The organism is Paraburkholderia translucens, assembly GCF_020881035.1.
Classification (GTDB): Bacteria; Pseudomonadota; Gammaproteobacteria; order Burkholderiales; family Burkholderiaceae; genus Paraburkholderia; species Paraburkholderia translucens.
Genome location: NZ_JAJITC010000002.1, coordinates 396,826 through 419,885, shown reverse-complemented (window position 1 = coordinate 419,885; position 23,060 = coordinate 396,826). Strand labels below are relative to the sequence as shown.

General features: G+C 65.5%; 19 protein-coding genes. 12 read left to right on the top strand and 7 right to left on the bottom strand.

Annotated elements, in window-relative coordinates; all coding sequences use genetic code 11:
* Positions 1-7: 7 nt before the first annotated feature.
* Entirely contained in the window at positions 8-1,219 is a 1,212-nt protein-coding gene (locus LJ655_RS05120; protein WP_230560168.1) for an MFS transporter, read from the bottom strand.
* Positions 1,220-1,263: 44 nt separating this feature from the next.
* Here LJ655_RS05120 and LJ655_RS30055 point away from each other — a divergent pair, with 44 nt between their 5' ends.
* The 4 genes from LJ655_RS30055 to xdhC all read left to right on the top strand — a co-directional run bounded on the left by LJ655_RS30055 (position 1,264) and on the right by xdhC (position 6,093).
* Positions 1,264-1,389 (top strand): hypothetical protein, encoded by a 126-nt coding sequence (locus LJ655_RS30055; RefSeq protein ID WP_268991325.1) that lies wholly within the window; start codon positions 1,264-1,266, stop codon positions 1,387-1,389.
* A 198-nt stretch (positions 1,390-1,587) separates the two neighbouring features.
* Positions 1,588-3,105 carry a xanthine dehydrogenase small subunit gene (gene xdhA / locus LJ655_RS05115; protein ID WP_230560167.1) on the top strand — a complete coding sequence of 506 codons (1,518 nt, stop codon included), beginning with the start codon at positions 1,588-1,590 and terminating at the stop codon, positions 3,103-3,105.
* Between the two features lie 37 nt (positions 3,106-3,142).
* Entirely contained in the window at positions 3,143-5,512 is a 2,370-nt protein-coding gene (xdhB, locus tag LJ655_RS05110; RefSeq protein WP_230560166.1) for a xanthine dehydrogenase molybdopterin binding subunit, read from the top strand.
* A gap of 26 nt (positions 5,513-5,538) precedes the next feature.
* Positions 5,539-6,093, top strand: coding sequence for a xanthine dehydrogenase accessory protein XdhC (gene xdhC / locus LJ655_RS05105; protein ID WP_230560165.1), 555 nt, complete (start codon positions 5,539-5,541; stop codon positions 6,091-6,093).
* A gap of 1 nt (position 6,094) precedes the next feature.
* Here xdhC and LJ655_RS05100 read toward each other — a convergent pair whose 3' ends face one another.
* From LJ655_RS05100 to LJ655_RS05090, 3 genes are all read right to left on the bottom strand, one after another.
* Complete coding sequence (locus LJ655_RS05100) at positions 6,095-7,075, bottom strand: LysR substrate-binding domain-containing protein (RefSeq protein WP_230560164.1); 981 nt, start codon at positions 7,073-7,075, stop codon at positions 6,095-6,097.
* 52 nt (positions 7,076-7,127) lie between these two features.
* A complete protein-coding gene (locus tag LJ655_RS05095) occupies positions 7,128-7,778 on the bottom strand; it encodes a 2-hydroxychromene-2-carboxylate isomerase (RefSeq protein WP_230560163.1) in 651 nt (216 codons plus the stop codon).
* A 160-nt stretch (positions 7,779-7,938) separates the two neighbouring features.
* Complete coding sequence (locus tag LJ655_RS05090; RefSeq protein ID WP_230560162.1) at positions 7,939-9,342, bottom strand: TAXI family TRAP transporter solute-binding subunit; 1,404 nt, start codon at positions 9,340-9,342, stop codon at positions 7,939-7,941.
* Positions 9,343-9,951: 609 nt separating this feature from the next.
* Here LJ655_RS05090 and LJ655_RS05085 point away from each other — a divergent pair.
* Both LJ655_RS05085 and LJ655_RS05080 read left to right on the top strand, forming a co-directional pair.
* Positions 9,952-10,290, top strand: coding sequence for a BON domain-containing protein (locus LJ655_RS05085; protein ID WP_230560161.1), 339 nt, complete (start codon positions 9,952-9,954; stop codon positions 10,288-10,290).
* Positions 10,291-10,512: 222 nt separating this feature from the next.
* Positions 10,513-10,761 carry a hypothetical protein gene (locus LJ655_RS05080; protein ID WP_230560160.1) on the top strand — a complete coding sequence of 83 codons (249 nt, stop codon included), beginning with the start codon at positions 10,513-10,515 and terminating at the stop codon, positions 10,759-10,761.
* 21 nt (positions 10,762-10,782) lie between these two features.
* Here LJ655_RS05080 and LJ655_RS05075 read toward each other — a convergent pair whose 3' ends face one another.
* From LJ655_RS05075 to LJ655_RS05065, 3 genes are all read right to left on the bottom strand, one after another.
* A complete protein-coding gene (locus LJ655_RS05075) occupies positions 10,783-11,571 on the bottom strand; it encodes a sulfite exporter TauE/SafE family protein (RefSeq protein ID WP_230560159.1) in 789 nt (262 codons plus the stop codon).
* A gap of 173 nt (positions 11,572-11,744) precedes the next feature.
* The gene (locus LJ655_RS05070) at positions 11,745-12,398 is read right to left on the bottom strand and encodes a LysE family translocator (protein WP_230560158.1); all 654 of its coding nucleotides are present in this window, start codon (positions 12,396-12,398) and stop codon (positions 11,745-11,747) included.
* A 238-nt stretch (positions 12,399-12,636) separates the two neighbouring features.
* Positions 12,637-13,089 (bottom strand): GDP-mannose mannosyl hydrolase, encoded by a 453-nt coding sequence (locus LJ655_RS05065; protein ID WP_230560157.1) that lies wholly within the window; start codon positions 13,087-13,089, stop codon positions 12,637-12,639.
* A 1,220-nt stretch (positions 13,090-14,309) separates the two neighbouring features.
* Between LJ655_RS05065 and LJ655_RS05060 the strand changes: the two genes are divergently transcribed.
* The 6 genes from LJ655_RS05060 to gmd all read left to right on the top strand — a co-directional run bounded on the left by LJ655_RS05060 (position 14,310) and on the right by gmd (position 23,059).
* Positions 14,310-15,299 carry a helix-turn-helix domain-containing protein gene (locus tag LJ655_RS05060; RefSeq protein ID WP_230560274.1) on the top strand — a complete coding sequence of 330 codons (990 nt, stop codon included), beginning with the start codon at positions 14,310-14,312 and terminating at the stop codon, positions 15,297-15,299.
* An 81-nt stretch (positions 15,300-15,380) separates the two neighbouring features.
* The gene (locus LJ655_RS05055; protein WP_230560156.1) at positions 15,381-16,949 is read left to right on the top strand and encodes a sugar phosphate nucleotidyltransferase; all 1,569 of its coding nucleotides are present in this window, start codon (positions 15,381-15,383) and stop codon (positions 16,947-16,949) included.
* A 53-nt stretch (positions 16,950-17,002) separates the two neighbouring features.
* Positions 17,003-18,388, top strand: coding sequence for an undecaprenyl-phosphate glucose phosphotransferase (locus LJ655_RS05050; protein WP_230560155.1), 1,386 nt, complete (start codon positions 17,003-17,005; stop codon positions 18,386-18,388).
* Between the two features lie 40 nt (positions 18,389-18,428).
* The gene (locus tag LJ655_RS05045) at positions 18,429-19,568 is read left to right on the top strand and encodes a polysaccharide biosynthesis/export family protein (protein ID WP_230560154.1); all 1,140 of its coding nucleotides are present in this window, start codon (positions 18,429-18,431) and stop codon (positions 19,566-19,568) included.
* A 49-nt stretch (positions 19,569-19,617) separates the two neighbouring features.
* On the top strand, positions 19,618-21,852 hold the full coding sequence (locus tag LJ655_RS05040; RefSeq protein ID WP_230560153.1) for a polysaccharide biosynthesis tyrosine autokinase: 2,235 nt from the start codon (positions 19,618-19,620) through the stop codon (positions 21,850-21,852).
* 88 nt (positions 21,853-21,940) lie between these two features.
* A complete protein-coding gene (gene gmd / locus LJ655_RS05035; RefSeq protein ID WP_230560152.1) occupies positions 21,941-23,059 on the top strand; it encodes a GDP-mannose 4,6-dehydratase in 1,119 nt (372 codons plus the stop codon).
* Position 23,060 lies beyond the last annotated feature (1 nt).

Below are 23,060 nucleotides of genomic sequence, written 5' to 3'. Positions count from 1 at the left end.
CGAGAACTCACTGCGCCGCGGACAGGTTGCCTGCCTTCGCGTTGCGCAGATACAGCACGGTCGACAGCACGACCGCGGCGGCTGCCGCGATCGCGGCAAACAGAAACACCGAGCCATAACCGAACTCGCCGGCGATATATCCCGCCAACGGGCCGGTGATGCCGAGCGACAGATCCAGAAACACCGAGTACGCGGACAACGCCGCGCCGCGGCTCGCCGGCGGCACGAGCCCGACCGCCTCGACGCCGAGCGCCGGGAACACCAGCGCGAAGCCGAAACCGGTCAGCGCCGCGCCCGCGAGCGCGATATGCGGCACGGGCGCGAGCCACAGCATCAACAGACCCGCGCATTCGAACGAGAACGACGCGATCGCGACACGAAAGCCGCCGTAGGTCTTGATCGTGTTCGCGAACAGCAGGCGCGCGCCGATGAACAGCGTGCCGAACAGCGTCAGGGATAGCGCCGCATTCGGCCAGTGCTTCGCCGCGTAGAACAGCGTGATGAAAGTCGCGATCGAACCGAAGCCTGCCGAGCCGAGCGCGAGGCCCATGCCGTGCGGCAGCACGCGCGTGAACACGCTGCGATACGACATCCGCTCGCCATGCACGACCGGTACGGGAGCGATCAGACGCGCGAGGTAGTAACCGAGCGCCGCCAGCGCGATCACCAGAATGCCGAGCGCGGTAAAGCCGATCGAGCGCGAGATCGCCACGCCGAGCGGCGCGCCGATCGCGAGCGCGCCGTAGGTCGCGATGCCGTTCCACGAAATCACCCGCGCGTTGTTGGACGTGCCGACCCGGCCGATCCCCCACAGGATCGCGCCGGTGCCGCACAGACTTTCGCCGAAGCCGAGCACGAGGCGGCTGCACACGAGCAGAGCGAGGCTCAGCACCGGCCAGTGACCGGTCAGCGCCGCGAGCAGCAACAGCGCGCCGCTCGCGCCGCAGCCGATGAGACCGATCGACACCGTGCGCTTCGGCCCGAGCGTATCGGCCGAGCGGCCCGCGAGCGGCCGCGATGCGAGCGTCGCGAAGTACTGCACGCTGATCGCCGCGCCGGCCAGCACCGCGCTGTAGCCGAGGTCGGCGTGCACATAGCCGGGCAACACCGCGAGCGGAATGCCGATCGTCAGGTAGCAAAGAAAGGTGAAAAAGACGACCGGAATGATCTGCAGGGTCGTCGCAAATTCGCTGCGGGCGGACGCGGAGTCGGTGGACATCGGGAAAACGACAATTGATATCGGCGGGAAGGCGTGATTTTCCCATGGAACCGATTCCTTTGCTGGAAATGATGGCGGCAAGGCGCCTCGATAGACCTTTCATTTCGTGCGCCAACGCCGAATTTATTGGCGTGGCGCCGTGGCATGTCACTATCGGATATGTCGGTTGAACTGCAAAAGCCCCTGGAAGGCGGCAAAAATACTCAATCAACATAAGCGCCACCGCACCCAAATCCGTCTCGACATCGCGCGGGAAATATGTCCCCCATGCGATCGGAGCTATGGGTTGTGTTTATTGACGGTGATAGCTTTCAAACCATCGACGCGGCATGTCCGCGTGAACACCGATCACACGAGAGCAACGAGACATGACCGAGCCGATTCGCTTCTATCACCGCAACGCGATCCGCGAAATCCGGGATGCGGCCGTCACGCGCACGGTGCTCCAGTATCTGCGCGAGGACGCGCATTGCACCGGCACCAAGGAAGGCTGCGCCGAGGGTGACTGCGGCGCCTGCACCGTCGTGATCGGCGAGCGCAATGCGGCGGGCGGCGTCGATTTCAAGGCGGTCAACGCCTGCATCCAGTTCGTGCCGACGCTCGACGGCCGCGCGCTCTTCACCGTCGAAGACCTGCGCCAGCCGGACGGCTCGCTGCACCCGGTGCAGCAGGCCATGGTGGACTGCCACGGCTCGCAGTGCGGCTTCTGCACGCCGGGCTTCGTCATGTCGATGTGGGCGCTCTACGAGAAGCACGGCCACGAGCATCGCTGCGCGAACCGCACGGTGCCGTCGCGCGAGGCGATCAGCAATGCGTTGACCGGCAACCTGTGCCGCTGCACCGGCTACCGGCCGATCGTCGACGCGGCCGAGCGCATGTTCGACGCGCCCGCGCCGCAAGCGCCGCTCGACGTAAAGGCGCTCGCCGCCACGCTCGCGACGCTCGAGCGCGGCGACACGTTCCACTACGAGCATGCGGGCCAGCGCTTCGCCGCGCCGCGCACGGTCGCGGCGCTCGCGCGGATCAAAGAGGAACAACCGGCCGCGCGCATTCTCGCGGGCAGCACCGATATCGGCCTGTGGGTCACCAAGCAGATGCGCGAGCTCGGCAATCTGGTCTACGTCGGGCAGATCGCCGAGCTGCAAAAGCTCGAAACCAGCGACGACTGGATCGAAATCGGCGCGGGCGTCAGCGTCGAAAAAGCGTATGCCGAGATCGCGAAGCAGTATCCGGAGCTGACCGAAATGTGGCAGCGCTTCGCGTCGCTGCCGATCCGCAACGCCGGCACGCTCGGCGGCAACATCGCGAACGGCTCGCCGATCGGCGATTCGATGCCGGGGCTGATCGCGCTCGGCGCGCGCGTGATCGTGCGCGGCGGTGACATCGAGCGCGAGATGCCGCTCGAAGACCTGTACCTCGCGTATCAGAAGAAGGCCATGGCCGAACACGAGTTCGTGGTCGGCCTCAAGGTGCCCGCGCGCGGCGGCGCGCGCGCGAACCTGCGCTTTCGCACCTACAAGCTGGCGAAGCGCTTCGATTCGGATATCTCGGCCGTCTGCGCGGCGTTCTCGTTCATCGCCGACGGCGAGGTGATCCGCGAGCCGCGTATCGCGTTCGGCGGCATGGCCGCGACGCCGAAGCGCGCGCTCCATGCCGAAGCCGTGCTGCGCGACGCCGAATGGCATGAGGCGAGCGCGCAGGCCGCGATGCTTGCCCTCGGCAACGACTATGCACCGCTCACCGACATGCGCGCGACCAGCGACTACCGCCTCGAAGCGGCGAAGAACACGCTGTACCGCTTCTGGCTTGAAACGCGCACGCGCGAGCCGCTGCCGAAGAGCGCGCTCGACGTGCGCGCGGTCGCACCGGCTGGCGCGAGCGCCTGAGCGCCGCGCGTTCCGAACGCTTACGGAGAGCACGACAATGAACCAGCAAGCGGAACCGTTTCTGAAAGAGGTTGAGGATCTCGACGACTTCACCCAGGTCCACGTATCGCGTCCGCACGAGTCCGCGCATCTGCACGTGAGCGGCCGCGCGACCTACACCGACGACATTCCCGAGCTGGCCGGCACGCTGCACGCGGCGCTCGGGTTGTCGTCGAAGGCGCACGCGAAGATCGTCTCCATCGGCTTCGACAAGGTTCGCGCGACGCCCGGCGTCGTGGCGGTCTTCACTGCCGACGATATCCCCGGCGTCAACGACGTCGGCCCGATCATTCACGGCGACGATCCGATTCTCGCCGACGGCGTCGTGCAATACGCCGGCCAGCCCATGTTCATCGTCGTCGCGACCTCGCGCGACGCGGCGCGTCTCGGCGCGCGGCGCGCCGACGTGGTCTACGAGGAGCTGCCGGCGGTGCTCACGGCGCAGCAGGCGCGGGCGGCGAACCAGTTCGTGCTGCCGCCGATGAAACTCGCGCGCGGCGATGCCGGCGCGAAGATCGCGCGGGCCGCGCACCGCGAGGCCGGTGAGATGCTGCTTGGCGGCCAGGAGCAGTTCTATCTGGAAGGGCAGATTTCGTACGCGGTGCCAAAGGACGACGACGGCATGCACGTCTACTGCTCGACGCAGCACCCGACTGAAATGCAGCACCTCGTCGCGCACACGTTGGGCGTCGCTTCGCACAACGTGCTGATCGAATGCCGGCGCATGGGCGGCGCCTTCGGCGGCAAGGAATCGCAGTCGGCGCTGTTCGCCTGCTGCGCGGCGCTTGCCGCATCGAAGCTGCTGCGCCCGGTCAAGCTGCGCCCCGATCGCGACGACGACATGATGGTGACGGGCAAGCGTCACGATTTCCACTACACGTACGAAGTCGGTTACGACGACGAGGGCGTGATCGAAGGCGTCGCGGTCGACATGACCTCGCGCTGCGGCTTTTCGGCTGACCTGTCGGGCCCGGTGATGACGCGCGCGTTGTGCCACTTCGACAACGCGTACTGGCTCTCCGACGTATCGATCGACGGCTTCTGCGGCAAAACCAACACGCAGTCGAACACGGCGTTTCGCGGCTTCGGCGGCCCGCAGGGCGCGTTCGCGATCGAATACATTCTCGACAACGTCGCGCGCTCGTGCGGCATGGATGCGCTCGACGTGCGCCGCCGCAATCTGTACGGCAAGACCGAGCGCAACCAGACGCCGTACGGCCAGGTGATCGAAGACAACGTGATTCACGAGCTGATCGACGAACTCGAAGCGACCAGCGACTACCGCGCGCGCCGCCAGCAGATCGACGAATTCAACGTGAACAACGAGATCCTGAAGAAGGGCCTCGCGCTGACGCCGGTCAAGTTCGGCATCGCGTTCAACGTGACGCACCTCAACCAGGCCGGCGCCTTGGTGCACATCTACACCGATGGTTCGGTGCTCGTGAACCACGGCGGCACCGAAATGGGCCAGGGGCTGAACACGAAAGTCGCGCAGGTCGTCGCGCATGAACTCGGCGTCGGCTTCAACCGCATCCGCGTGAGCGCGACCGATACCAGCAAAGTCGCCAACACGTCCGCGACGGCCGCATCGACCGGCTCCGATCTGAACGGCAAGGCCGCGCAGGACGCCGCGCGCCAGCTGCGCGCGCGGCTCGCTGCGTTCGCGGCCGAGCGCTTCGGCGCAGGCAGCGTCGCTGCGCGGGACGTGCGCTTCGCACACGAGCGCGTGGTGATCGGCGAGGCGGTCGTGCCGTTCGAGGAAGTGGTTGCGAAGGCTTATCTCGCGCGCATCCAGCTATGGTCCGACGGCTTCTACGCGACGCCGAAGCTCTACTGGGACCAATCGAAGCTGCAAGGCCGGCCGTTCTATTACTACTCGTATGGCGCGGCGGCGTCGGAAGTCGTGATCGACACGCTGACCGGCGAAATGCGCGTGCTGCGCGCCGACGCGCTGCACGACGTCGGCGCCTCGCTGAATCCGGCGCTCGATGTCGGCCAGGTGGAAGGCGCGTTCATTCAGGGCATGGGCTGGCTCACCACTGAGGAGCTATGGTGGAACGCGGGCGGCAAGCTGATGACGCACGCGCCGTCGACGTACAAGATCCCGACCGTCGGCGACGTGCCGCCGGTTTTCAACGTCAGCCTGTTCAGGAACCGCAACGCGGAGGACAGCATTCATCGTTCGAAAGCGACCGGCGAGCCGCCGTTGCTGCTGCCGTTCTCGGTGTTTTTCGCGGTGCGCGACGCCGTGTCGGCTGTGGGCGGCCACAAGGTCAACCCGCCGCTCAATGCGCCCGCGACCAGCGAGGAAATCCTCAAGGCGGTCGGCGCGGTGCGCTCGATGACCGCGGCCGCGCGGCAGGCGTAATGGGGGCGAGCGAGTGGGAGCGCAATATGGAAGCACGCCTGAATGATTTTCAGGGCGCAACGAGCGTCATCAACGATGGCTCACCGATGCATATCGTGCTGTTCGGTGCGGGACACGTCGGCCATGCGCTCGTGCGTCTGCTCGGCAGCCTGCCGTGCGTGGTCCACTGGGTCGACCAACGCGATGAGCTGTTCCCCGATGAAACGCCGCCCAACGTGCAGGTCGAAGCGACCGACACGCCCGACGCGATCGTCGACACGGCGCCGGCCGGCGCGTGGTTTCTGGTGATGACGCACAACCATGCGCTCGATTTTTCCCTCGCCGCGCGCATCATGCGACGACGCGATTTCAGTTATTTCGGCATGATCGGCTCGAAGACGAAGCGCGTGAAGTTCGAGCGCCGTCTGCTCGCGCGCGGTGTGGAACTGGAGCGGCTCGCGCAAATGACCTGTCCGATCGGCGTCGAGGGGATCGCGGACAAGTCGCCCCAGGCGATCGCGATCGCGGTGTGCGCGCAACTGCTGCGGTTGAGGACACGGCAGGCATGTCTTGCGCGCGAGACTGAGCAGATCGCAATTTAGGTCATACGGCGCGGCTGCCGGTGCGCAGCCGCTGTTGTCCCTTCGCCCGAGGCGGTTTGCGCGCGACCAGTTGATCCGACACCTCGGACATCAACGTCCTCAGCCAGCCGATGTCGCCCGGCCGATCCGGCTGCGTATGCCACAGTTGATAGCACCGGATGCGCGGAAACGCGATGGGCACGTCGACGACCGCGAGCGGCAACATGCTCGCGTAGTGCATGGCAAAACGGCGCGTCGTCGTGAAGATCAGATCCGATTGCAGAAGCGTCTGCGCGACGAGCCCGAAGTAGGGCAGCGTCACGACGATGCGCCGGCTCGCCTTGGCGCGCGCGAAGCCCGTATCGATGGCGCCGCCGCGCGCGCCGCTGTACGGGGTGGGCGCCAGATGCGGCGCGGCCAGATACGCTTCGCGCGTGAGCGGCTCGCGCGTCAGGGGATGGTCCGCGCGCATCATGCACACGACGGTATCGGCGAACAGGTCGCTGCGCTCGAAGCGAGGTTCGGGCTTGGGCCAGTTGCCGATCACGAGATCGAGTTCGCCCGCGTCGAGCGCGGCCGAATGATCGAGCAGCGGCCCGAGCGATTCGACCTCGAGCCGCGCGTGTGGCGCCGCTTCACGAAAGCGCGCGATCACGGTCGGCATGAAGAAGTCGTTCAGATAGTCGGGCGCTGCGACGCGGAACGTGCGGCGTGAACGGCCCGGGTCGAAGTCGCCGTGCGGCGTCGCGACGAAATCGACATCGCGCAGCACGCGCTGCGCGGCTGGCAGCAGCGACTCGCCGTATTCGGTCGGCACCATTCCCGACTTGCCGCGCACCAGAATCGGATCGCCGAGCGTTTCGCGCAGCTTGCGCAGCGCGGTGCTGATCGCGGGCTGGGTCTGGTTCAGCCGCAAGGCGGTCTGCGTGACGCTGCGCTCGACCAGCAGCGTGCGCAGCACGCGCACGAGCCAGATATCGAGTGATGCGGCGGTGTCGTCCATGATCTGTCGGGCCGAAGCCGCCATCAAGGCACGGTCCGCTGCCGCAGCCGGGTCATGCCGGCTTGTCCGCCAGCCCCCACGGCAGCGAGCTGATGCGCTTCACCTCGCGCGATTCGAGCCAGTTCGGCGTGCGTGCGCAGTACAGCACCATCGGCAGCGCGTCCTCGCCCCAGAACAGCTGATCGTTCAGGCGAAACGTCGGCACGCCATAGACGCCGAGCTTGATCGCATCGGTGGTGTTGCGTTGCAGTTGCGCCTTCACGGCTTCGTCCTGGACCAGCTCGGGGCCGTCCGGCTTGCCGACGCGCTCGCACAGCTCGGCGAATGCTTCGTCGCTCGACGGATCGCGCCCCTCGCGCCAGATGAAGCGGAAAATCTCGCGTACGAATTGCACGTCGCCGTTCGCGGCGGTCGCGAGCAGAAGAGGCTTCGTCGAATCGAACGGATGGGCGGGCGGCATTTTGTACGGAATGCCCAATTGTTCCGCGCGAAACAGCGCGTGCCGGTACATGAACGTGCGCTTGGCGGGCACGCTGTACGCGGAGCGCTGGCCCCAGTGGCGATAGAGGTCGTTCAGCACCACCGGCGTGAACGCGAAGTCGAAGCCGGGCCATTTGTCGTATTGCTCGAGCAACAGGTAGGTGAACGGCGAGACGAAATCGTAGAACCACAGCGGCTGTTGGGCGTCGATGCCAACGGTCATAAAGGTCTCCCGGATTGCCTGTGTCGGACGACGCGCAGGGCGCGTCCGTTAGCGCGTCAAAATTGTCATGATCTTACGCGGTGCGGCCCCGGCTTGCACCGGTCGATATCCCCTGGTGGCCGCGCTTCGAGCGCGGATTCCGGCGGATTCGTCGGAGCGCTCAATCCTTGACTTTATCGGTTGCCTCCTCGTCGGCCTCGTCCGGGGCGCGCGGCGTCTCGCGGCTTGCCGCCAGCCGCCGCCGCACGAAGCCGATGTGCTCGCGCAGCACGTAGAACTGGTCCGCGTAGGCGAGCGGCATCTTCATGCCGTTGACCGATTCCTCGATCCTGTCGAGCCGGTCGAGCAGCGACGCCCGCTCGTCAGCCGAATGTTCGCCGAGCGCGCTGCGCTCGATCGCGATCAGCGAGCCGTACCAGCGATAGATGCGCGACTTGACCCGCCACGCGTACAGCCCGGGCACGACGCGCAGCGCCGGCACGAGCAGCACGATCAGCGGCACCACGATGACCAGCAGGCGGTCCGCGAGACTCGCGATCCAGAACGGCAGCGTCCGGTACAGGAAGCTCTTGCCCGACTTGTAGTAGCGCGCGGCGTCGTCGGAGAGCGGGAAGTCGTGCGCGAGCGGCGCGGGAAATTCACCGGCGCGCTGCATGGTCGTCGCGCCGCCGTGCACCTCGCGCGCGGCTTCGATCAGCAGATCCGACAGCGCCGGATGCAGCGAATCGCGCGCGACCAGCTCGGCGGTCGGGGCGACGATGCTAATGGAGGTCGCCGGCAGGTTCTTGCCGAGGTCGAAGGCGCCCATCGGCACCTTCAGGTGTGTCAGGTACGGAAAGCGGCGCGTGTACGCGTCGGCCTGGGTGAAATCGTAGAACCGAACATTCTGCGTGCGATAGAGCTTGCTCATCACGGCCGGCTGCGCCGAGTCGCCGGCCAGGAAGGTCGCGTCGATCTTGCCGTCGATCAGGGCGTCGGCGGCCTCGTCGCCCGTCAGCGGCAGCAGCTGGGTGGGACCGCCCGGCACGATGCCGTTGGCCTTCAGCAGTGCGAGCGCGAGCTCATGTGTGCCGCTGCCCTCGGGGCCGATTGCAAGGCGCTCGCCCTTGAATCCGGACAACCAGTCGACGGGTGCGCCGCGATAGAAGATCGCGAGCGGCAGGTAAGCGACGCTGCCGAGCGACATCAGGTTGGGGCTCTTGTCCGTCGTGACACGGGGCATGCCGCTCTGCACGAAGCCGACGTCGACTTTCGCGTTCGGGTCCGACAGGCGCTTCAGATTTTCCTGCGAGCCCTGCGAGGCCAGCACGTTCAGCGTGATGCGGTTGCGCGCGAGGATCGCCTTGTATTTCTGCGCGGCGTTCCAGAACGTGCTGCCGACGGGGCCGGCGCTGATCGTCAGCGTATTCGGGGGCGCGGGCTGGATCAGCCGCACGGCGGCCCAGACCGCGACGACCACGAGCAGCGCGAGCGGGCCGAACGAGACCGCCAGATCGCGCCATGAGATCGCGACAAAACGGGCGACGAGACGGGGAGGCCGGGTGCGGCCGGTATCAGGCTTCATCGGATCATCTGAAAGCGACCGTCGATAGGGCTCGAATGGACGAAGGCGGCTCGGCGGCATACGGGGATTGACGGCGCGCCGGCACGCGTCGCGCCGATGGTACCTGAGATTCGCGCGGCCGCGACACGCGGGGCCGCGCGTCACCCCGAAAACGCGTAACAAATGGTGAACGCCGGCACGACGCCGGTGCGGATTGCGCCCGGGCCACGGCACGCGCCCGCCCTTATCCGGCGCGCATGAAGCGCCCGCTGTGGGCGCGCCCGCCCGCGCGCTAAACCCTTTGCGCTTCTGTCCGGGCTAGATTAAATTGTGCATCGCTACCGCGATGCCAACGTTTGCGGCGCGAGCCCGGCAAGACGGACAAGAACCGGGTGCGTCGGCCGGCTTCGCGGTTGGCGGGTTGCCTGCCGTGCCGCATCAGGCGCCGTCGTTACCGGCGGACCCGTGACGCACGGTCGCCGGCAATCAGCCTCTCTCGCCTCTTGCACATCGTGTCACAGCCGTAGCCGGCCATTCCTGACGCGCGCATTCGCGCGGCCATGGCCGCCCGTAGTCGTAACGAAGCCGCTTGCACATGCGGTCCAATGTGAAACCAAGGAGAAGAGAGCTATGAAGATGGTCGGTCTGAAAACACTGGGTTCGGTCGTGGCGATGGTGGTGGCCTGCAACGTCTACGCTCAGACTAACGCAACGGACACGGCGTCGGCGGCAGCGGCCGTCAAGGCCGGCAAGCACGCGAATCACGAACTTGGCCGGAAGGTGCGTGCCGCGCTCACCAAGGTCCAGGGTCTCGACGTGTCGCACATCGCCGTGCGTGCGCGCGGCGGCGCGGTGACGCTGACCGGCTCGGTGCCCACCGAGGGGCAGATCGGTCTGGCCGGCGATGCCGCCAAGGGTGTGGAGGGCGTGACATCGGTGACGAACAAGCTGTCGGTAGTGCAGCAGTAAGCGATGCGCGTGCGCGCGGCGGCGCCGCCGGATTGACGCCGCGTTTGCATCGCGTCACGCGATCTATCAACCCCGAGGCTCCGGTAGGCTCGCCGGAGCTTTTTTTGCGCCATGCGTTCCGGTGCCCCTATGAGCGCGGCCGTCGCGAGTTCGTGCGCTGCAACACAGTGCTGACGCATCGCGAGGCGTACCGTGATAAGCGGGGAACGGGGGGCCTGGCTCATGGAAACCATGCGGTTTCGGTATATCGATCTGCCGATCAGCGATCGCGCGGCGTTCGAACTGGTGTGCGCTCGACACGGCTTCGCGCCCGCGCATTTCGACGTCAGCGCGAGTGCGGCACCGGGCGAGCCCGCGCACGAGCGGGTCGTGACCGTGCGGCGCGGCGACTGGTCACGGTCGTATCGCGACCGGCACGGTCAGTGGATCCGGCAGTTCGAGGCGGATCTGACTTTCCGGTTTTTCAACTAGCGTAACGCCGTCTTCTGCGCGTCACGACAGCACCAGCCGCACGCCGACCAGCGTCAGCGTCGCCGCGAGCAGATTGCGCAGCAGCGCGTCCGGCGCGCGCGCCGACAGATAGCTGCCGATCGCGATGCCCGGCAGCGATCCCGCCAGCAGCGACAGCAGCATCGACCAGTCAATCGAGCCGAGCAGCCAGTGTCCGGCGCCCGCGAGCAAGGTAAGCGGCACCGCGTGTGCAATGTCGGAGCCGACAATACGCTGGGTCGGCAGCAGCGGGTACAGCAGCAACAACACCGTCACGCCGATCGCGCCCGCGCCCACCGACGTCAGCGACACCAGCGCACCGAGGATCGCGCCGGTCAGCATCGTCAGCACGAGCGTGCGCCCCTGGCTCGGCGCGCGCAGCTTGCGCGCGCCGAGCGCCGCAAGCTGCGGACGAAATACAAGCGCGATCGCGGTAATCAGCAGCGCCGCGCCGAGCACGACCTGGATCAGCCGGCTCGCGCCTGGCGTGTCCATCCCAAAGCGATGCAGCAGGATCAGCGTGACGGTCGCCGCGGGCACGCTGCCGGCCGCGAGGCGCAGCGTGACCTGCCAGTCGACCGAGCCCTTCAGGCCGTGCACCAGCGTGCCGGTCGCCTTGGTGACGGCCGCGTACAGCAGGTCGGTGCCGACCGCGGTGGCAGGGTGCACCTTGAACAGCAGGACGAGGATCGGGGTCATCAGCGAGCCGCCGCCGACGCCTGTCAGCCCGACCAGAAAGCCGACGAACAGTCCGGAGACGGAGTACAGCAGATCGATATGGGGTAGAGCCATTGAACGGACAACTGACGCAGCGCGCTTGAAGGGTTGGGCGGCAAGGCCGGCGTACGCGCCGGGGCAGGTGGGTGCGGCGGCGAGCGATGCGCCGCGCGCTCGCGCGGCCCCGCTGCCTGTGCGGCAAAAGGCGCTATTGTCGCAAAACTGCCGCGCCTGCGTGCGGCATGCGCTCAGAGCGCGCGGCGGATCTCGACGGCGCCGAACACCGCGAGCGTGAACCCGACCACACGATCGATCGCGACGCGCAGCCTGGTGCCGATCGCATGACGCGCGAGCGACACCATCGTGACGAGGCAACACCACCATGTGATCGAGCCGGCGAACACGCCGCCGACCGTCGTCAGCGCGATGGCTGGCGAAAATGCGCCGCGCGGCGCGAGCGTCGTGAACAGCGCGGCGAACATGATGACGGTCTGCGGATTGGTCAACGTCAGCAACAGCGCGCTCGCATAAGCGCGCAGCGCGCCGGCGCGGCCGATCTGCGCGAGCTTGCCGTTGCCGTTGCCGTTGCCGTTGCCGTCAGCGGCTTCGGCGGGCGGCTTCTGCAGCAGCGCGCGCACCCCGAGATACAGCAGGAACAGGCCCGCGAACAGATGCAGCGGACGGTCGTAGGCGAGCATGAACTGCGAAATGCCGACGAGGCCGAGCGCCGCGATGAGCCCGTAGACAGCGTCGCCGCTGGCGATGCCGAAGCCGATCGCGAGTCCAGCGCGCGGGCCGCCCGTCAGCGTGCGGCGGATGCACAGCATGCCCATCGGGCCGACCGGCGCGGCAATCGCGAGGCCGACGCCGGCAGCGGTGAAGAAGAGACTAGTGGTGGACACGAAGAGAGCCCCTCGATCGAATGTTCTGGGTGTGGCGCTTGTTGTGCCGGCAATGCTCGCGGTGGTTCATGCGGCCTCGCGCGGCCTGGGCGCAATTGTGCAGGCACGATGCTCGCAGAGGGCAGGGCCAACGCACCCGCCAGCATAGCCAGAGCGGCGAGCGTGGGCAAGACCGCGCCTTCAATACGACCAACGCGGGATTCACGAACAGCGGACGGAACCGCGCGGTGCAGCCGTTTTAGCGGAAGTACGCCTTGGTGTTCTCGTGGACGTCGGCGCGTGCAAGCAGTTCGGCCGGTGCGAGCCAGAGATACGCGCTGTGCTGGTCGAGCCGTCCGATCGGCGCGGCGCTCGTCGGCGGCAACGCATAGGCCAGCACGATGTAATGCGTCGACACGTGCGGCTCGGCCGCAAAGTTGTCGCTGTAGTGATGTTCGAATACGCCTTCGAACCGCGCGGCCGAACGTGTCAGATTCATGAGGCCCAATTCGGCGTCGGCGATGCGAGTGAAGGCGGCATCGAGCGTTTCATGTTTTCGAATGCGGCCGCCCGGCACGAACCAGGTGCCGCGCGCCGGGCGGTTGCGGCGATGGCCGAGCAGAACGCGTCCGTCGGCATCGCTGACGATCAGGTCGATCGCGATCAAAGGCGTCAGACGCACGACGTTGAGGAGATCGCTCCGTGTCAGCATGGGTTCTCCAACAGGTGAGGCGCTGATCAGGCGCGCGATGTTCCGAGGCGCGATGCCCCGCGGTGCGGTTCGGTGCATCAGGGATCCTGACGATGCTCGTCGCTGCGCATGAGCCGGTCCGACACGTGTGCCAGCAGCAACGCGAGCGACACCACACCGAACGTCACAAAGAGGAGCGCCCCGATCATTGCAGCCAGTATTAGGGTAGTGCTGATCAAGGCCGGTTAACACTGCTGGTTGCGACCACGACATGCGTCAACTTCCGGGATCGGTCATAACAGCCTGCCCACAACTGCGCCCACTGCGCGATCGTGTTCATCTCGTCGAGCAACGCTTCGCCTTGCGCAGGTTTGCGCGGCGCCCCGCATTCCGCGCATGGGTCGACAGCCATCGCCAGTGTCAGTTGCATCATCACGCTTTTACTTTCCCTGTTGTCCGGCGACGCCGCGACGCATCATCTGTGCGACTCCATGCCATTGTCAGCCATGCTAAGCCGTTCGAGGGGCGACTCTATGTGCGGCATCCGACGCTGATCCCATCGGGATACGCCGAACCATCGACACATCGCGCCACTGGCGCAATACATACACTTCGGGCAACGGGCCAGAACAGACTGCGTTCCCCGTCCTCAAATTGTTCCGTATCTGTGTTTCACAATTGAAACATTAATTGCGCCCTCTATATCCGTTTTATCCAATAACGGTCAATTAAGTATTTAGAAGCCGATTGGGTGTTTATATTGGACGCCGGATTCTTAATCGCGCCCCAGCATGCTATCCGCAGCACAATTCCAGCCAGTGGCCGCCCGGCGAGTGTCGTCGCGGAGAAGCGGATTGCACTCCTCTTCCCGCGCGAATGCGAAAAAATCACTTTAAATCTGTGCAGTAACGGGGGGATCAGATGGTAAGACCGTCTTTTCCGAGTGGGCCCGTAGTGTGCGCTGGCGTACGCAGTCGATTTTCTATCTGCATTAGGATTTGCGAACTACGTATTCATTCATGTGGGGAGTCGGCCATTAACTCATTGATAAGCCGGCGCCGTCGGGAGGGCTGTTCCGAATCTGCCTGACGGGCCACTTCATCGATGAGCCCCATGTCCGCAATGACGGTCACGGCGGCCCGATGCTGGAATGGCCGCCGCGCTGATTCGTCGTACAGAGTCAGCCTCGATGCGGCCGCCATGGATGAAGGGTAGCTCCGCTTTCCGTAGAGAGGATGACTATGACGTGCGCGAGTCTCGAGTCTGACATGCTGCGCTGGGTGCATGCTCCGAACAAGGGTGTGCGTCGCATCGCGATACTGATGTTCAACGATTGCTCGCTGCAGGGAGCGGGAGTCGTCGCCGAGGTGTTCCAGGCAGCCAATGAACTGGCATCGTCCGGCTCCGGTGGTTGGTTGTACGAAGTCTCTTTCCTGTCCGCCGACGGCGGCATGGTGATGTCTTCGTCGGCGCTGCGAGTCTGGACAGACGGACTCGACGCGCGGCATTGCGGCGGCTTCGATGCGGTGTTCATCGCGGGCGGCAAGGGCGCCGGCGCCGCCGCCGAAGACGAGCGGCTGATCGCATGGCTGCGCCGCATTCGCCCCAGCACCGGCATGATCCGTCCGATTGCGGAAGGACGCGCGTTGCTCGAGACGGCTTACTGGTCCGACAGCAGGCACGGCGGCGACATCGGTAGGCAGACGAATGTCGCTCGTCCGGTGCAGGGAGCCGATGGAGGCGACCGCCTGGAATCGATGAGAAGCGCGCTCGCGATGATCAAGCGCGATCTCGGCGGCGCGATTGCGCGCACGGTGGCCGAACGCCTGCTCGCCGATTCGTGTTCGAACCTGACGCCGCTGCTCGGCGAAGACGGTGGCATGAGCCCGGGCGACAAGGTGCGCGCCGCAGCGCGCTGGCTGCAGGAGAACTGCCAGCAAGCCATTTCGATCGCCGACGCCGCGCAATTCGCGGCGATGAGCGAGCGCAACTTCTTGCGTCGCTTCAAGATGGAAATGGGCATCACGCCGTCCACCTTTCTGCTGCACGAGCGTCTCGCGGTGACTTGCAGCCTGTTGACCGAATCCGAATTGCCAGTCGACAAGATTGCTCGCCGCACTGGCATGGGTAACGGCGACCGCCTCGCCAAAGTATTCCGGAAGCGGATGAGAATTTCTCCCACCGAGTTCAGGATTCAAAGCCGGCGCATGGTTGGCGAATTGCAGACGTAGAACGATCCCGGCGGCCGCGCGAAGAACGCCGCCGCCGGGAGCAGATATTCGTGGATCTGGAAGAATAAAAGGAATCCGAACATGTTGACGCAAGGACCGGTGTGCGGCACATCTGCCAATCTGGACGGCGCGCGTTGTGCGCACATTGTCCCAGTCATTCTTGCGGGGGGCTCGGGGACACGGCTATGGCCGGTGTCGCGCGAGAACTTCCCGAAGCAGCTGATCGACGTGGTCGGCTCCGATTCACTGCTGCAGGCGACCGCGCGACGCATGGACGGCTTCCCGTCCGGTTGGAGCGTGGACGCTGCGCCGATCATCGTGTGCGGCGAAGAGCATCGCTTCGTGATTGCCGAGCAGCTTCATGAAAATGGCGTTGACGCGCGTCTTATCGTCGAACCGGCACGCCGCGACACGGCGCCCGCGCTGACGCTGGCGGCGTCACTCGCTTGCGCGGACGGCGGCGACGCCATTCTCGTCGTGATGCCGGCCGATCATTCGATCTCCGACGTGCCCGCGTTGCAACGCGCGCTGGAGTGCGCGGCGCGCCACGCGGAACAAGGCGCGGTGGCGACGCTCGGCGTGCCCCCCACGCACCCCGACACGGGCTTCGGCTATATCCGGATCGGCGGTGCCCTGGCCAGCGGCGCGCATGCAATCGACGCCTTCGTCGAGAAACCGGCGCAGGAAATCGCTGCGCGGTACGTGGCGGCCGGCACGTACTGGTGGAACAGCGGCATCTTCATCGTGCGCGCGAGCGTCTGGCTCGACACGCTCGCGCGACTGCAACCGGACATGCATGCGGCCTGCGAGCGGGCATTCGCAGGCGGCCGGCGCGACGGCGCGATATTCCGTCCGTCGCTGGACGCGTTTCTCAGCGCGCCCGCGGACTCGATCGATTACGCGGTGATGGAGCACCTGGCCGATAGCAAGGGCCCAGGCGCGGCCGGCAACACGAACGGCAGCGATAGCACCGGCGCAGCGCAGCACAGTGCGCCGGCTGCGATACCCGCCGGCGTTGTCGTGCGGCTCGATGCGGGCTGGTCGGATCTCGGTTCGTGGGACGCGGTATGGGCCGCGATGGAGAAGGACGCCGACGGCAATGCCGGGCGTGGGCGCGTCACGTTTGAAGGCGCGCAATCGTGCTACGCGCATTCGGAAGGACGGCTGGTTGCTTGCGTCGGCACCAGCAACGTGGTGGTGGTCGAGACCGCCGATGCCGTGCTGGTGGCCGACCGCGCGCATGTGCAGGACGTCAAGGGTCTGGTGGCGCGCATCAAGGCGCAGCGCGCGCCTGAGGCCGACGCGCATCGCAAGGTGCGCCGCCCTTGGGGTTTCTACGATTCGATCGACCACGGCGAGCGTTTCCAGGTCAAGCGCATCGTCGTGACGCCGGGCGCACAGCTTTCGCTGCAACTGCATCACCACCGCGCCGAGCATTGGGTGGTCGTGCGTGGAACGGCACTCGTCACTCGTGGTGAAGAGCAGTTCCTGCTGAGCGAAAACGAATCCACCTTTATCCCGCTCGGCACTCGTCACCGGCTGGAAAACCCGGGGAAGGTGCCGCTCGAAATCATTGAGATCCAGTCAGGCACCTATCTGGGTGAAGACGACATCGTGAGGTTCAACGACACCTACGGCCGCTGCTCCTGAGCAGCACGCCGGACTTCATTTGTGGACGGAATGGCAACGCAGAGGCAAGCAGAATGCGCTCCTTTCAGGATTTATTCGCGCGAGTGTTCGACGTCGCGCTGATATTGGCGGGTGCGACGGCGGCGTCGCAAGCCCGCTTTGAGTCTCTCGCGCAATCCGGGTTCCATTGGGCGCTCGTGATGTTTTCCGCCGCGTTCGCGCTGGCCATCTTTCCGGCGTTCGGCGTGTACGAATCGTGGCGCGGCCGCTCCAAGCTGGCGCTCGCCGGTCAGGTCTCGCTCGCGTGGTTGATGGTGCAGAGTTGCGCGCTCGTGCTGATGTATTCGCTGCATCGCAGCGACCTCGTGTCGCGGCTGTGGTTCACATACTGGACCGCGATGTCCAGCAGCCTTCTGATCGCGAACCGGGTCATCACGCACGCGGTGCTGGCACGCGCTCGCGGCGCGGGCATGAACCTGCATCAGGTGGCGATCGTCGGCAGCGGCTCGCAATGCGACGCCATCATCCGCCGTATCGAATCCGCGCCCGGCGCCGGCTTTCGCGCAACGGCCGTGTACAACACGCGACCGGACACCTCGCAGGTGACGAGCCCGCGCGTGCCGGTGTTCGACACCGTCGATCAGCTCGCCGACTACATCCGCAGGAACGACGTGCACGAGCTCTGGCTGATGCTCTCGCTGTCCGAGGAGCCACTGATCTGCGCGTTGATCGACGAGTTCCGCGACGATCTGGTGAATATCCGCTTCGTGCCGGACGTGCGCAGCCATGCGCTGTTCGAGGGCAGCGGCGTAATCGATCTGCTCGGCGTGCCGGCGATCAATCTCGTCGCGTCGCCGCTGTCTCCCAGTTCGATGCTGAGAAAAGAGATCTTTGACCGGGTCTTCGCGGCCACCGCGCTGATCTGCCTCGCGCCTTTGATGCTGGCCATCGCGATCGCGGTGAAGCTGTCCTCGCGCGGGCCGGTGCTGTTCAGGCAGCAGCGCAAGGGCGCGGACGGACGTGTCTTCACGATCTACAAGTTCCGCTCGATGCGTCTGCACACGGAAGCCAAAGGCACGCTCAGTCAGGCCACGCGCAACGACAAGCGCGTGACGAAAGTCGGCGCGTTTCTGCGTCGCACGAGCCTCGACGAGCTGCCGCAATTTTTCAACGTGTTGCTTGGCGACATGTCGGTCGTTGGACCGCGTCCCCATGCACTCGAGCACGACGACCTCTATCAGAAAGTGGTCGCGGGCTACATCAATCGCTATCGGATCAAGCCGGGCATCACGGGGTGGGCACAGATAAACGGCTTTCGAGGCGAGACCGACCGCATCGAGAAGATGGAGCGTCGCGTCGAGCATGACCTGTACTACCTGGGTCATTGGTCGTTCGCACTCGATATGCGGATCATCGGCGCGACGATTGTCGCTGGACTGGTGCATCGAAATGCTTACTAGAACGTCAATAACAACGCCTCGGGGCGAAGGAGGAAAGATCATGAACTCGCTTGCTTTTCGCATAGGAAGTCTGGTGGTTTTTACGAGTGCCGCACTGCTTTCCGGCTGCTCGATCGTACCGGGACAACGGATGATCACGCCGGCCACGATTCAGGAAACGGGCGGCGAGTTCAGTCCCGAAGCCTCGCAACAAAAAGAAATTCCGATTACCGATATCAACCTGGCGTTGGTCAAGAAGCTGAATGCCGACCAGAAGGCCTTGGCGCTGTCGCCGGAGACGACGGCGCTGTTCGGCAAGCCGGCCGTGTACAGGGTCGGTCCCGGCGACGTGCTGCAGATCGTCGTGTGGGATCACCCGGAACTCGCGGCCGCGCTCGGCCAGCCGCCGACGAACTCGCGTAACTCCGACGCCATACCGGGCTTCCTGATCGACGAGAAAGGTGACATCCAGTTTCCGTACGCGGGCAACCTGCATGTCGCGGGCAAGGATGCCGCGACGATCCAGCGCGAGCTGTATCAGCGTTTGAGCAAGGTGTACCAGAAGCCTGAGGTGACAGTGCGCGTCGCGTCGTTCCGTAACGCGACGGTGTATGTCGACGGCGAAGTGCGCACGCCGGGCACGCAGTGGATCAACGATATTCCGTTGTCGCTGACGAACGCGATCGCGCTGAGCGGGGGCTTCAGCACGACCGCCGATCGCAGCAAGGTCCAGCTGATCCGCAACGGCACGACTTATACGCTGAACATCGACGACCTCGTCAAGCGCGGCCGCAATCCGTCGGATATCTATCTTCAACCGGGCGATACGGTTCGCATCAACGGGCGCGAGGACAGCGGCGTCTACGTGATGGGCGAAGTCAACAAGCCGGCCACGGTGCTGCCGTTGCGCGACGGCTCGCTGACGCTGTCGCAGGCGATCTCCGATGGCGGCAGCTTCGACTCGAACACGGCCGCAGGGCGGCAGCTATTCGTGATCCGCGGTTCGACCAGCGACTCGCCGCAGATCTATCACCTCGATGCGACTACGCCGGTGGCGATGCTGCTCGCGAACCAGTTCGAGCTGCAGCCGAAGGACATCGTGTACGTGGGCCAGGGCGGTCTGGTTCGCTTCAACCGTGTGCTGAACCTGCTGCTGCCGGCGATCAACGCGGCGGTGACGGGAGTCGTCGTGTCGAAGTGACGCGTGCGTGACGTGATATCTGAACCGGCAGGCCCTGTTGGGTGAAAAGATGGCGATCAATTACGAAGACCGTTACGCCGGCGTGTATGAACCGGGGAAGCTGCATCTGTCCGACTACGTTCGTACGATCGTGCGCGGTTGGCGCACGATCGTGACGGTGACGCTGATCGCGCTCGTGCTCGGCTGCGCGTACGCGTTCCTCGCGCCGCCGGTCTATCGTTCGGACGTGCTGTTTCACGTCGAGGACAGAACGGCGAACGTCAACGCGAACGGCCGGGATGCGGCGCCGCCGCGTCCCGGCTCGTACGATTCGAAGCCGTCGACCGCGGCGCAGATCGAGTTGCTGAAGTCGCGTCTCGTCATCGAGGAGGCGGTCCGCGCGCTGCACCTCGACATCACCGCGAGGCCGCGTTATCTGCCGGTGCTCGGCAGCAAGATTGCGGGACTCGTGAATGGGCATTGGTGGTTCAGGCTGCCGTCGTTCATCAATCTGTCCGGGTTCGCGTGGGGCAACGAGAGCATCGCAGTGTCGCGCTTCGACACGTCGAAGGACTGGTACGGCGAAACCTTCACGCTCGTCGCGGGCGCCGACAACACCTACATGCTGCGCGATCCTCACGGCGCCGCGATCCTGCCGGGCCGCGTCGGCGAGACCGTGCAGACCGATACCGCCGTCGGTCCGGTCACGCTGCACGTCGACCGGCTGGTCGGCGCGCCCGGCTCGCGTTTCAAGCTGACGCGCGCGTCGACGCTCGGCACGGTCGAGCGTCTGGCGCAGAAGCTGGTGGTCCAGGAAACGGCGGAGGATTCCGGCGTGATCCGCGTGAGTCTCGAAGGCGCCGACGCCGCGCTGACTGCCGCGATCGTCAACAACGTGGCGCGCGAATTCCTGCGCCAGGATCTCGCGAGCCGTTCGACCGAGTCCGACCACACGCTCGCGTTTCTCGAACAGCAACTGCCGGATGCGCGCAAGGCGCTCGACGACGCGGAAGAGCGCTACGGCAAGTTCCGCAATACCCATGGCACCGTCGATCTCGGCGAAGAAAGCAAGCTGCTGCTGCAGCAGATCGTCGACAACAAGACGAAGCTGATGGATCTGCAGCAGCAGCGCGCGGAACTGTTGCAGAAATTCACGCCGAGTCATCCGACGGTGGCCGCGCTCGATGCGCAGATCGCCGCGTTGCAGGGCGCGCAAAAAGCGATGAACCAGAGCGTCTCGACGATGCCCGACACCGAGCAGACCGCGTTGCGTCTGCAGCGCGACGTGCACGTCAACACCGAGCTGTACACGAATCTGCTCGACAGCGTGCAGCGGCTACGGGTGGCGCAGGCGGGACAGGTGGGCGGCGTGCGCCTCGTGGACTTCGCTGAAGCCCCCGACGATCCCGTGCGGCCGAAGCGCATGCTCGTGATCCTGAGCGCGCTCGGCAGCGGCCTCGCGCTCGGCTTGCTGCTGATCTTCCTGAAGCGTGCGCTGCGCGGCGGCGTCGAGCGGCCCGACGAGCTCGAGGGGAGGCTCGGCGTGCCGGTGTTCGCGATGGTGCCGCGCAGCCAGACGCAATTGCGCCTGCAGGAAAAGGTGTCGCTGCGTCAGCGCGGGCAGCACGTGCTCGCGCAGCAGGCACCCGAGGATATCGCGGTGGAAGGCGTGCGCAATCTGCGCACCTCGCTGCAGTTGTCGCTCGACTACGCGGCCAACAACGTCGTGATGATCACCGGCTCGCGGCCCGACGCCGGCAAGTCGTTCCTGTCGGTGAATCTGGCGACGCTGGTGGCGTCGGCGCACAAGCGCGTGCTGATCATCGACGGCGACATGCGGCGCGGCGACGTGCATTCGCATTTCGGCGTCAGCCATCGGCCGGGACTGTCCGACGTGCTGTGCGGCGGCGATCTCAACGCGATGATCCAGCGCGACGTGCTGCCCAACCTCGACGTGCTCGCGAAGGGCACGCTGCCCTCGCACCCGGCTGAGCTGCTGATGAGCAAACGCTTCGAAGCGATGCTCGAGGTGCTGAAGCCGCAATACGACGTCGTGATCATCGACACGCCGCCGGTGCTTGCCGTGACCGATTCGACGCTGATCGGCAGATTCGCCGCGACGACGCTGCTCGTCGTGCGGCACGGCCGTCAGCCGCTGCACGAGATCATCGAAACCACCAAGCGCCTGCGCAACGGCGGTGTCGCGGTGCGCGGCGTGCTGCTCACCGACGTGCCGCAGGAAGCCGCGTTCCTCGGCTCGGGGTACCAGGGCGGCTATTACGGCTACGACAGCATCGCCGGTTGAAGACGCGGCCCGTGCGCGGACCGTTCAATCGTGCCTCGATGCCGGCATCGGTTCTGGAAATTCACAAACTGCAAAAGGAGAAGCTTCCATGACACGCAAGGTCGCGTTGATTACCGGTATCACTGGGCAGGACGGTTCGTACCTGGCTGAGTTGCTGCTCGCCAAGGGTTACGACGTGCACGGCATCAAACGCAGGTCGTCGCTGTTCAACACGGACCGGATCGATCATCTCTACCGCGATCCGCATGAGCCGGAGCAGCGTCTGTTTCTGCACCACGCCGACCTGACCGACTCCACGAGCATTTTGCGCGTGATCCAGCGCGTCGAGCCCGACGAAATCTACAACCTCGCGGCGCAGAGCCACGTCGCGGTGTCGTTCGAGGAACCGGAATACACGGCCAACGCCGATGGTCTCGGCGCGTTGCGGATTCTCGAGGCAATCCGGATTCTCGGCTTGCAGAGCAAGACGCGTTTCTATCAGGCCTCCACCTCGGAGCTTTACGGGCTCGTGCAGCAGGTGCCGCAGTCCGAGACGACCCCGTTCTATCCGCGCAGCCCGTATGCGGTCGCCAAGCTGTTCGCGTACTGGACCACGGTCAATTACCGCGAAGCCTATGGGCTGTATGCGTGCAACGGGATTCTGTTCAATCACGAATCGCCGGTACGCGGCGAGACATTCGTCACGCGCAAGATCACGCGTGCGGTTGCGCGCATCGCGGTGGGCGTGCAGAAGACGCTCTATCTCGGCAATCTCTCGTCGCTGCGGGATTGGGGGCATGCGCGCGATTACGTGGAGATGCAGTGGCGCATGCTGCAACAGGACAAGCCGGAGGATTACGTGATCGCCACCGGGGTGCAGTACAGCGTGCGCGAGTTCGTTCAGCATGCGGCCGCTGAACTGGGCATCACCGTGCGCTTCGAAGGCACCGGTATCGCGGAGGTGGGCATCGTCGAGAAGGTCGAAGGGCGCGAGACGAGGCTGTCGCCGGGCGATGTAATCGTGCGGGTCGATCCGCGCTACTTCCGGCCCGCCGAAGTCGAAACGCTGCTGGGCGATCCGTCCAAGGCGCATGCGCAGCTCGGCTGGCAGCCGACGACGTCGTTTGCATCGCTCGTCAAGGAGATGGTGCGCGCGGACTATCAGATTGCCCGGCGTGACGCGCTCGTCACGCTGGCCGGATTCACGGCGTTGGAACATCACGAGTAAC